We start from the raw sequence: 10,664 nt of genomic DNA, 5'->3' as shown, positions 1-10,664 counted from the left end.
CCGTAGCCCCTGCCCCGTGGATCCTGCGGCGGCAGCCGCTGCCGGGGCTGGCGCGACGGTCCGCCGGACAGGGCGCCGCCCGCCGGACGGGGTCTGGCCCGCCGGCCGACGCCCTCCCGCGGGGTGAGGGCATTCTGTGCGATCTCTTGTCGTGCCCATGGAGCCGCCTTACTCTGAGCCCGATCTCAAGTCTGAATAGCGTTCAGATATCTGATTGGAGTGCTCAATGGGTGCACCTCCAGCGGGACGCGGGCGGTTCGCCCGGGCGCTCGTCACCGCCTCCGCCCTCCTGGCCGTCCTGGCGATCCCCGTCGCGCCCTCCGCGCAGGGCGCCGAGTCCACGCGGCATGCCGGCTCGGTGCCCCGGACGGTGGTGCTCGACGGGCCCCGACTGTCCCTCACCAAGCTGAAATTGCAGTTGGGGGACCGGAATCTGCGGCGGACCGTACGCGACCTGACCGCCCAGGCCGACCAGTGGATGAAGCAGGGCCCCTGGACGGTCACCGACAAGGACCAGGTGCCGCCCAGCGGCGACAAACACGACTACTTCAGCCAGGCCCCCTACTGGTGGCCCAGTAAGCCCAAGACCGACGACAATCCGTACGGCTGCCCTTACGTTCAGAAGGATGGCCAACGGAACCCCGACGTGGACAAGATGACGGACCGTCCCGAGGTCGGCAAGGTCTTCGAATCCGCCTACGAGCTCTCCCTGGCCTGGTACTACACCGGTAAGCGGGCCTACGCCGAGCACGCCGCAGACATCCTGCGCACCTGGTTCGTCACCCCGGCGACCCGGATGAACCCGAGCCTGAACCACGCCCAGTTCATCCCCTGCATGTACGACGGCCGCTCGATCGGGATCATCGACTTCTCTCAGGGCTTCACCAGCCTCCTCGACGCCGCCGCCCTGCTGGACACCGGCGCCCCCGGCTGGTCCAAGAGCGACCACGACGGCTTCCGCACCTGGAACAAGCAGTTCCTGGACTGGCTGGTGAACAGCGACTTCGGCAAGGAGGAAGGCGCCGCCGAGAACAACCACGGCACCTTCTACGACATGCAGGTCGCGGCCATCGCCACCGCCGTGGGCGACCGGGACCGTGCCCGCCAGGTGCTCCGCGACGCCCGCACCAAGCGCATCGACACCCAGATCGCGGCCGACGGCACGCAGCCGCAGGAGCTCGAGCGCACCCGCAGCTTCCACTACTCGACGTTCAACCTCGTCGCGTACACGCGGATGGCCGCCATCGGCAAGCATGTCGGTGTGGATCTGTGGCACTACACCGGGCCCGGCGGCGGGAACCTCTTCAAGGCGGTCGACGTCCTGCTTCCGGCGGCCACCGGCGCCGCGCCCTGGCCTTATCCGGAGCTGGACCTCCGCGCCTACGCGGCGAGCGACATCGTCCACGCGGCGGCCGACGCCGGGGACCGCAAGGCCCGCGCGGCGGTGGACAAACTCCAGGCCCCGCCCGGCGGCGACCTGTGGGCCCTGCGGCCGGCGGTGGAGCAACTGGACAGCATCGCGCAGGGGTAGCGGGGCACCGGCCCTTCTCCCCAACCCCGCCCCTCCCCGAACCGGGGGCAAGCCCCCGGCCCCCGGCTCCCGTTCGGGACCAGCCTGAACGCCGCGCATGCCGCCCTGCCCCGGCGCCCGACAGGCGCCAGGGGCAGAGCGTCCCCGCGGCGGTCTTCGGACCGGCGGTCGCGGAGGCGCTGGCCCGGGACCCCCGGGGCCGGGGTTCTGCACCCGTTCGGGGCCGGTCTGGATGCCGATGAGTCCGTTGAGGTCCCGGCGCCTCTGAGGTGACCGGGGCAGGTGTGGGTCCGCGCCCGGTCGCCGGTGGTGGACGCGTCGGTCCGGGGCTGCCGGGGCCCGGGGGCCCGCCCCCGGTTCGGGAAGGGACGGGGTAGGGGAAACGTCCCCCGGCCCGGGGTGGGTGAGGGAGGCCACATTGAGGTTGGCTCCCACCTGCGCCGATGGCCATGGCACACTGGGGGCGTACCAGTGACGTCAGCGCACTCCGGGGTCGGTGAAAATCCGAACCGGCGGTTACAGTCCGCGACCCGTCCGCCGCCAGCGGCCGGTTGACCAGGTGAAATTCCTGGACCGACGGTGAAAGTCCGGATGGGAGGCAGTGCGCGGCGGTAGCGACATCACCGGTGCGCCGCCTCGGCGGTCCGTCCTCGCGTATGCAGGGCGGGCCTTTTGTCGAACCTGGCGTGCCGGCGGCGGCGTTCCCGTTTCCTTGTCATCTCGACAGCCCCGGAGTCCGTGCCCGAAGAGGCAGGAGGACCCGGTGGCCACCGCAGCCGAAGCCCAAGCGATGCGCCATGCCGTCGCGCTCGCAGCCCGCGGCCTCGGCCACACCAGCCCCAACCCCGTCGTCGGCTGCGTCATCCTCGACGCCGGCGGCCGCGTCGTCGGCGAGGGCTGGCATCAGCGGGCCGGCGGTCCGCACGCCGAGGTTCACGCACTGTGCGCCGCAGGGGAGCGGGCCCGTGGCGGCACCGCCCTCGTCACCCTCGAACCGTGTGACCACACCGGCCGCACCGGCCCCTGCTCCCAGGCCCTGATCGCCGCCGGGATCGCCCGCGTCCACTACGCCGTCGGCGACCCCACCGCACAGGCCCGGGGCGGCTCCGCCACCCTCGCCGCCGCCGGGGTCGAGGTCGACGCCGGGCTGCTCGCCGAGGAGGCCGAGGCGGTCAACGAGCCCTGGCTGACCGCGATGCGCCGCGGCCGCCCCTTCGTACTGTGGAAGTTCGCCGCGACCCTCGACGGCCGCAGCGCCGCCGCCGACGGCACCAGCCGCTGGATCACCTCCCCCGAGTCCCGCGCCGATGTGCACCGGCTGCGCGCGGAGGCCGACGCCGTCGTCGTCGGCTCCGGCACCCTGCGCGCCGACGACCCCCACCTGGCCGTACGGGACCGGGAGGGAGCCACCCAGCCGCTGCGGGTCGTCGTGGACACGGCCGCGACCATCAAGCCCGGCGCCCGGATCCTGGACGACGCCGCGCCCACGCTGCTCGCCGTCGCCGAGGACGCCAGCACCGCCCATCTGCCCCGGCGGCCGGGCGTGGAGACCGTAAGGCTGCCGCGCGCGGACGGCGGCCTCGCGATCCCCGCGCTCCTGGCCGAGCTGCACGGCCGCGGGGTGCGCTCCGTCCTGCTGGAGGGCGGGCCCACCCTCGCCGGCGCGTTCCTCGCCGCGGGCGCCGTCGACAAGGTCGTCGGCTACCTCGCTCCCGTCCTGCTCGGCGCGGGCCCCGCCGCCCTCGCCGACGCCGGAATCACCACCATCGCGCAGGCGTTGCGCCTCGAGACGGCCGACGTCACCCGGCTCGGCCCCGACCTGCGCGTCACCGCCGTCCCCGTCACCGCCGTCTCCGTCGCCCCCGCCCCCCTCGCCGAGGAGAACTGAAGTGTTCACCGGAATTGTCGAAGAACTGGGTGAGATCGTCGCCATCGAGCACCTGGGCGACGCCTCCCGCTTCCAGGTGCGCGGCCCCGTCGTCACCGAGGGGGCGAAGCACGGCGACTCCATCGCCGTCAACGGCGTCTGTCTCACCGTCGTCGACCTCATCGAGGACGCGGAGGGCACCCGGTTCAGCGCCGACGTCATGGCCGAGACCCTGGGCCGCTCCAGCCTCGGCGCGCTCGACATCGGCTCCCGGGTCAACCTGGAGCGCCCCATGGCGCTGGGCGGGCGGCTCGGCGGCCACATCGTGCAGGGCCATGTGGACGGCACCGGCGCCATCGTGGACCGCAAGCTCTCCGAGCACTGGGAGATCGTGAAGATCTCGCTGCCCGCCGAGCTGAGCCGCTATGTCGTCGAGAAGGGCTCCATCACGGTCGACGGCATCAGCCTGACCGTCGTCGACGCGGGCCCCGACTACTTCACCGTCAGCCTCATCCCGACGACCCTCGCGCTCACCACGCTCGGCGTCAAACAGGCCGGGGACCCGGTCAACCTCGAGGTGGACGTGCTCGCCAAGTACGTCGAACGGCTGCTGGGACGGGACAACGGCAACAACCCGCAGGGCAACAACCCGCAGGGCAACAACCCGCAGGGCAACGGCACGCAGGACAAGGAGGCCACAGCATGAGCGAGGCATACGCGGTCACCGACCCGCACCCGAGCGGTCCGGCCGCCCCGGCCGCTCCCCTGCGAGCCGCGCACTGGCCCGATGAACTGGCCCTGGACCCCATCGAGCGGGCCATCGCCGACATCGCCGCGGGCCGCCCCGTCGTCGTCGTGGACGACGAGGACCGGGAGAACGAGGGCGACCTCGTCGCCGCCGCCGAGATGATCACCCCGGAGATCGTCGCGTTCATGATGAACGAGTGCCGGGGACTCATCTGCGCACCCATGGAGGGCACCGACCTCGACCGGCTCCGGCTTCCCCAGATGGTCGAGGAGAACACCGAGTCCATGCGGACCGCCTTCACCGTCTCGGTCGACGCCACCGCCGAACACGGCGTCAGCACCGGAATCTCCGCCGCCGACCGGGCCACCACCCTGCGGCTGCTGGCCGACCCGGGCACCGTCCCCGGCGACCTCGTGCGCCCCGGCCATATCTTCCCGCTGCGCGCCCGCCCCGGCGGCGTGCTCGCCCGCGACGGCCACACCGAGGCCGGCGTCGACCTGGCCCGGCTCGCCGGACTGCGCCCGGCGGCCGTGATCTGCGAGATCGCGGGGGAGGACGGGGTGATGCTGCGCCTGCCCGACCTGGTCGCCTTCGCCCGCAAGCACGGCCTGGCGATCGTCTCCATCGCCGATCTGATCGCGTACCGCAAGCCCGCCGAGCCGCTGGTGCGGCGCGAGGCCGAGACCCGGCTGCCCACCGCCTTCGGCGACTTCCGGGCGTTCGGCTACCGCGCGTCCGACGGCGTGGAGCACATCGCGCTGGTCCAGGGCGAGATCGGGGACGGTGAGGACGTGCTGGTCCGCGTCCACTCCGAATGCCTCACCGGCGATGTCTTCCACTCGCTGCGCTGCGACTGCGGCCCCCAGTTGCACGCCGCGCTGGAGCGGGTCACCGCCGAGGGCCGTGGCATCGTCCTGTATCTGCGCGGCCACGAGGGCCGCGGTATCGGGCTGCTGTCCAAGCTGCGCGCGTACGAGCTTCAGGAGCTGGGCCGGGACACCCTGGACGCCAATCTGGAGCTCGGCCTGCCCGCCGACGCGCGGGACTACGCCGCGGGCGCGGAGATCCTCGCCGACCTCGGCGTGCGCTCGCTGCGGCTGATGACCAACAACCCGGACAAGACCACCGGGCTGGTCCGGCACGGGCTGCGGGTCACCGGCCGCGAGCCGATGCCCGTCCAGGCCGGGGAGCACAATCTCCGCTATCTGCGCACCAAGCGGGACCGGATGGGGCACGACCTGCCCTGGCTGGACGGCGACCGCGCCGAGCCGGTATCCGCCTGCGGCAACCAGTGACCACCTCATATACCCCCGTACACCAGCACATCAGCGAAAGCACCGAGGAGAGACGTGAGCGGTAAGGGCGCCCCCGAACTGTCCGTGAAGAACTGCGGGGACCTGCGCGTCGCCGTCATCGCCGCACAGTGGCACGAGAAGGTGATGGACGGGCTGCTCGACGGCGCCCTGCGCGCCCTCGGCGAGCTGGGCATCGACGAGCCCACCGTGCTGCGGGTGCCGGGCAGCTTCGAGCTGCCAGTGGTCGCGAAGGTGCTCGCGGGCCGCGGCTATGACGCGATCGTGGCCCTGGGCGTCGTCATCCGCGGCGGCACCCCGCACTTCGACTATGTGTGCCAGGGCGTCACCCAGGGGCTGACCCAGGTCAGCGTGGACACCGGCGTTCCCATCGGCTTCGGCGTGCTGACCTGCGACACCGAGGAGCAGGCCCTGGACCGGGCCGGGATCGCGGGCTCCAGCGAGGACAAGGGCCATGAGGCGGTCACCGCGGCCGTCGCCACCGCCACGACTCTGCGGTCGGTCGCCGAACCCTGGCGCTGAGGGGTGTCGCACGGCCCAAGTAGGATGACGCACACCATGCCCAAGAAGACGTTCGAGGAGCTCTTCACCGAGCTCCAGCAGAAGGCCGCCACGGCCGACCCCGCCACCTCCCGCACCGCCGAACTGGTCCACTCCGGTGTGCACGCCATCGGCAAGAAGGTCGTGGAGGAGGCCGCCGAGGTGTGGATGGCCGCCGAGTACGAGAGCGACGAGGCGACCGCCGAGGAGATCTCCCAGCTCCTGTACCACCTTCAGGTGATGATGGTCGCCAAGGGGCTGACCCTCGACGACGTCTACGCCCACCTCTGACACCCCCCCGCAACCTCACCCTCGCAACCGAAGGAAAGAGCACTCATGCTGCGCATCGCCGTCCCCAACAAGGGTTCACTGTCCGAGCCTGCGTCGGCGATGCTCCATGAGGCGGGCTACCGGCAGCGCAAGGACCGCCGGGAGCTGGTCCTCGTCGACGCGGCGAACGAGGTGGAGTTCTTCTTCCTCCGCCCCCGCGACATCGCCGTGTACGTGGGCTCCGGCCGGCTCGACATCGGCATCACCGGCCGCGATCTGCTGCTGGACTCCGGCTCCAAGGCCGAGGAGATCATGCAGCTCGGCTTCGCCGGGTCCACCTTCCGCTACGCCACCCGTCCCGGCACCGCGAAGGACGTCAGCGAGTTCGGCGGGATGACCGTGGCCACATCCTTCGCCGGACTGGTCACCAAGCACCTCGCCGACAACGGGGTGGACGCCGCCGTGGTCCACCTCGACGGCGCCGTCGAGACCGCCATCCAGCTCGGTGTCGCCGAGATCATCGCGGATGTGGTCGAGACCGGCACCACCCTGCGCAACGCCGGGCTGGAGATCATCGGCGAGCCCATCCTGGAGTCCGAGGCGGTCGTCATCCGCCGCACCGGCGCCCCCGGCGACGACCCCAAGGTCCAGCAGTTCCTCCGCCGGATGCAGGGCGTCCTGGTCGCCCGGCGGTACGTGATGATGGACTACGACATCCGGGTGGAGCAGGTGGAGCGCGCCGTCGCGCTCACCCCGGGCCTGGAGTCGCCCACCGTCTCCCCGCTGCACCACGAGGGCTGGGTCGCGGTCCGCTCGATGGTCCCCGCCAAGGACGCCCAGCGGATCATGGACGAGCTCTACGACCTGGGGGCCCGGGCCATCCTCACCACCGGCATCCACGCCTGCCGCCTCTGACGGCCCGCCCCGCCTTCCCTCCCGTTCCCTTCTCATCCGAGAGGCCGACCCACGTGTCCGCCGCCGCGCCCCCGCCCGCCCTGCCCGTCACCTTCCGGCCGACCAGGACCCGCGCCGTCCTGATGACCGTCGGCGTCGCCGTCCTGGTCGTCCTCACGGTCGTCGCGCTGCTGCTGGAGCGGCTGGGGCCGGGGGAGAAGGCCAGCTTCATCATCACCGGGCTGCTCTTCTTCGGGGTGCTGACGCTGCTCAGCCGCCCCAAGGTGGTGGCCGAGGAGGACGGCGTGACCGTCGTCAACCTCACCACCAAGCGGCGGCTGGAGTGGGCGGAGGTGCTCCGGGTCAATCTGCGCCCCGGCGACCCGTGGGTCTACCTGGACCTCGCCGACGGCACCAGCCTGCCCGCGATGGGCATCCAGCCGGGCATCGCCAAGGCGCGGGCCATCAGCGACGCGCGGGCTCTGCGCGCCCTCGCCGAGCAACACGGCACGGGCCGTGCCATGGACTGAGCCGCCCGGCCGGGCCGCCCGGCCCCAGCAGTGCTGAGCTGCCCCTTTTCGCCCGTTTCCGCCCGTGCTGGGCGGGTCCCATCGGACCGGCCGGGAAACTGATCGGCACTCCAACGGCGTGAGGGGCCTGCCCGTCACGCCCCATCCTTGATTACCCTGTTGCCGGGGCCGAACCGTGCCCCGCCCCGCCTCTCCCTGTGCGCACGCACCCCGTGCGCCCCGGCGGGCTCCCCTGCGACCCGAGGAGTGACTCCCTCCGCAGATGGACGGATCGTCCTGTAGTACCTGCGCCGCCGCCGACCACAAGGCGGCGGCATGAGCACCACCCTGTCCCTCCTGCTGCTCTGTGCGGCACTTGTCCTGATCCTCGCCAACGGCTTCTTCGTGGCCGCCGAGTTCGGCCTGGTCACCGTCGAGCGACCGGACGCCGAGCGAGCCGCCGACGAGGGCGACAAGCGCGCCCGTACCGTCGTCGAGGCGCTGCGCGAGCTGTCCTTCCAGCTCTCCGGCACCCAGCTCGGCATCACCATCACCTCGCTGATCGTCGGCATGCTGGCCGAGCCCGCGCTCGGCCATCTGCTGACCGCGCCGCTGGAGGCGGTCGGACTGCCGCACGGCGCCGTCTCCGGCATCGCCGTCGTCCTCGGCATGCTGCTGGCCTCCGCGGTCCAGATGGTCATCGGTGAGCTGGTGCCCAAGAACTGGGCGGTCTCCCGGCCGCTACAGGTCGCCCGCTTCGTCGCGGGCCCGCAGTACGCCTTCGCCCGCTTCTTCCGGCCCGTGATCGCCCTGCTCAACACCGTGGCCAACCGGCTGGTGCGGGCGCTGGGCGTCGAGCCCACCGAGGAACTGGCCTCCGCCCGCACCCCCGGTGAGCTGGTCTCACTCGCCCGCCACTCGGCGCGGGCCGGGGCGATCGAGCAGGACACGGCGGATCTGTTCGTCCGCACCCTGTCCCTGGGCGAGCTGACCGCCCAGCATGTGATGACCCCGCGAGTGCGGGTCAGCGCCCTGCACTCCTCGGCGACCGCCGTGGATGTGCTCAACCTCACCCGGGCCACCGGGCTGTCCCGCTTCCCCGTCTACCGCCACCGGCTGGACGAGGTCATCGGGATGGTGCACCTCAAGGACGCCCTCGCGGTGCCCTCGGAGGAGCGGCTGCGCACCTCCGTCAGCCGGATCGCCCAGCCGCCGCTGCTGGTCCCCGAGACGCTGCCGGTCCAGCCGCTGCTGGAACGGCTGCGCAGCGAACAGCCGATAGCCGTGGTCGTCGACGAGTACGGCGGCACGGCCGGGGTGGTCACCCTGGAGGACATCGTCGAGGAGCTGGTCGGCGAGGTGCGCGACGAGCACGACGACGAGGCCGCGGAGACCCCGGACCTGGTGCAGGCCCTCACCGAGGACGGCCGCGCCGCCTGGGACGCCGACGGCGGCTGCCGCGTCGACACCCTGCGCCGGATCGGCCTCGACGCGCCCGACGGGCCGTACGAGACCGTGGCCGGGCTGGTGGCCGATCTGCTGGCGCGGATCCCCGTCCCCGGCGACACCGCCGAGCTGCCCGGCTGGAAACTGGCCGTCCGCCAGGTCGGCCACCACCGGGCGGAGCTGGTGCGCATCGTCCGTACGAAGCCGGGTACGCCGCTGAAGGTGGCTGCCTGCGCCGCGGCCGGGGAGGGGACCGGACGATGAGTGTGGTACAGCTTCTCTTCGCCGTCCTGCTGGTCCTGGCCAACGGCTTCTTCGTGGGCGCCGAGTTCGCCCTGGTCTCGGTGCGCCGCAGCCAGATCGAACCGCGCGCGGCCGAGGGCTCCGGGCGTGCCCGTACGGTCCTGACGGGCCTGGAGAACCTGCCGCAGATGATGGCGGCCGCCCAGTTCGGCATCACCATCTGCTCGCTGACCCTCGGCGCGGTCGCCGAGCCGACCGTCGCCCAGCTTCTGGAGCCGGTCTTCCACACCGTCCATCTGCCCGAGCAACTGGTGCACCCCCTCGGCTACGCCATCGCGCTCGCCGTGGTCGTCTGCCTCCATCTGCTCATCGGCGAGATGGTGCCGAAGAACCTGGCCATGGCGGCGCCGGCCAAGACCGCGCTGTGGCTCGGCCCCGGGCTGGTCGGCTTCGCACGGCTGTGCCGGCCGGTCACCGCGCTGCTGGGGGCGTCCGCCCGGCTGGTGCTGCGGCTGTTCCGGGTGGAGCCCAAGGACGAGGTCGAGGCCGTCTTCACCAGCGAGCAGCTCACCCATCTGGTCGAGGACTCCCGGCAGGCCGGGCTGCTCGACCCCGGTGAGCACGAGCGGCTGGCGGACGCCCTGGAGCTGGGCAGCCGCCCGATCACCGACGTCCTCCTGGACCCGGCGGGCCTGGTCACCGTCGACCCCTCGGTCACCCCCCGGGAGATCGAGGAACTGACCGTGCGCACCGGCTACTCGCGCTTTCCGGTGCGTGGCCCCGGCGGCGCCTTCATGGGCTATCTGCATGTGAAGGACGTCCTGGAGCTGGAGTTCCCGGAGCGGGCGGTGCCGCAGCGGGTCTGGCATCCGATCGAGACGCTCCGGGCGGAGCTGCCGCTGGACGACGCCCTGACCGCGATGCGCCGGGCGGCCTCCCACCTGGCGGCCGTCGCGGACGGGTCGGGGGCCGTGCTGGGGCTGGTGGCGCTGGAGGACGTACTGGAGAAGCTGGTGGGCGAGGTGCATGACCCCGCGCATCGGGGTGGGGCCCGGGAGCGGGTGGCCGAGCCCAGGGGCGAGGCGGCGCCCGCCCTGTCCAAGGAGCAGCGGGCGATGGCCGGCTGACCGCGCGGTAGCGCCTGCGGCGGGCCTTTCCCCTGCCCGCCCCTTCCCACAACCGGGGCTCCGCCCCGGACCCCGCTCCTCAAACGCCGGAGGGGCTGATTTCAGCCCGTCCGGCGATTGAGGACACGCCCGAAGCCCGCCGCAGGCGCGTGCTACCCCAGGGGCGGGTCCTGGGG

At 72.4% G+C, this 10,664-nt stretch carries 10 protein-coding genes and 1 riboswitch; all 10 genes read left to right on the top strand.

Annotated elements, in window-relative coordinates; translation table 11 throughout:
• Positions 1 to 226: 226 nt before the first annotated feature.
• Positions 227 to 1,531: an alginate lyase family protein gene (locus tag KN815_RS39850; protein WP_216346682.1), complete on the top strand. Its 1,305-nt coding sequence runs from the start codon at positions 227 to 229 to the stop codon at positions 1,529 to 1,531.
• A gap of 478 nt (positions 1,532 to 2,009) precedes the next feature.
• Positions 2,010 to 2,140: riboswitch (FMN riboswitch) on the top strand.
• A gap of 154 nt (positions 2,141 to 2,294) precedes the next feature.
• Positions 2,295 to 3,419, top strand: coding sequence for a bifunctional diaminohydroxyphosphoribosylaminopyrimidine deaminase/5-amino-6-(5-phosphoribosylamino)uracil reductase RibD (ribD, locus tag KN815_RS39845; RefSeq protein WP_216346681.1), 1,125 nt, complete (start codon positions 2,295 to 2,297; stop codon positions 3,417 to 3,419).
• Position 3,420: 1 nt separating this feature from the next.
• The gene (locus tag KN815_RS39840; protein WP_216346680.1) at positions 3,421 to 4,104 is read left to right on the top strand and encodes a riboflavin synthase; all 684 of its coding nucleotides are present in this window, start codon (positions 3,421 to 3,423) and stop codon (positions 4,102 to 4,104) included.
• Positions 4,101 to 5,441: a bifunctional 3,4-dihydroxy-2-butanone-4-phosphate synthase/GTP cyclohydrolase II gene (locus KN815_RS39835; RefSeq protein WP_253209535.1), complete on the top strand. Its 1,341-nt coding sequence runs from the start codon at positions 4,101 to 4,103 to the stop codon at positions 5,439 to 5,441. Before KN815_RS39840 ends, KN815_RS39835 begins: the two co-directional genes overlap by 4 nt.
• 54 nt (positions 5,442 to 5,495) lie before the next feature.
• Positions 5,496 to 5,981, top strand: a complete 486-nt coding sequence (gene ribH, locus KN815_RS39830; protein ID WP_059145759.1) for a 6,7-dimethyl-8-ribityllumazine synthase — start codon at positions 5,496 to 5,498, stop codon at positions 5,979 to 5,981.
• A gap of 36 nt (positions 5,982 to 6,017) precedes the next feature.
• A complete protein-coding gene (locus KN815_RS39825; protein ID WP_014056301.1) occupies positions 6,018 to 6,290 on the top strand; it encodes a phosphoribosyl-ATP diphosphatase in 273 nt (90 codons plus the stop codon).
• 45 nt (positions 6,291 to 6,335) lie between these two features.
• Positions 6,336 to 7,184 (top strand): ATP phosphoribosyltransferase, encoded by an 849-nt coding sequence (hisG, locus tag KN815_RS39820; protein ID WP_216346678.1) that lies wholly within the window; start codon positions 6,336 to 6,338, stop codon positions 7,182 to 7,184.
• Between the two features lie 53 nt (positions 7,185 to 7,237).
• Entirely contained in the window at positions 7,238 to 7,693 is a 456-nt protein-coding gene (locus KN815_RS39815; RefSeq protein ID WP_216346677.1) for a PH domain-containing protein, read from the top strand.
• 315 nt (positions 7,694 to 8,008) lie between these two features.
• Positions 8,009 to 9,382 (top strand): hemolysin family protein, encoded by a 1,374-nt coding sequence (locus KN815_RS39810; protein WP_216346676.1) that lies wholly within the window; start codon positions 8,009 to 8,011, stop codon positions 9,380 to 9,382.
• On the top strand, positions 9,379 to 10,488 hold the full coding sequence (locus KN815_RS39805; protein ID WP_216346675.1) for a hemolysin family protein: 1,110 nt from the start codon (positions 9,379 to 9,381) through the stop codon (positions 10,486 to 10,488). The genes KN815_RS39810 and KN815_RS39805 overlap by 4 nt, the downstream gene beginning before the upstream one ends.
• Positions 10,489 to 10,664 lie beyond the last annotated feature (176 nt).

This window comes from Streptomyces niphimycinicus (assembly GCF_018883605.1).
In the GTDB taxonomy this organism is placed as follows: Bacteria; Actinomycetota; Actinomycetes; order Streptomycetales; family Streptomycetaceae; genus Streptomyces; species Streptomyces niphimycinicus.
The sequence above is the reverse complement of the archived record's forward strand: the minus strand, read 5'-3'. Positions and strand labels throughout refer to the sequence as shown.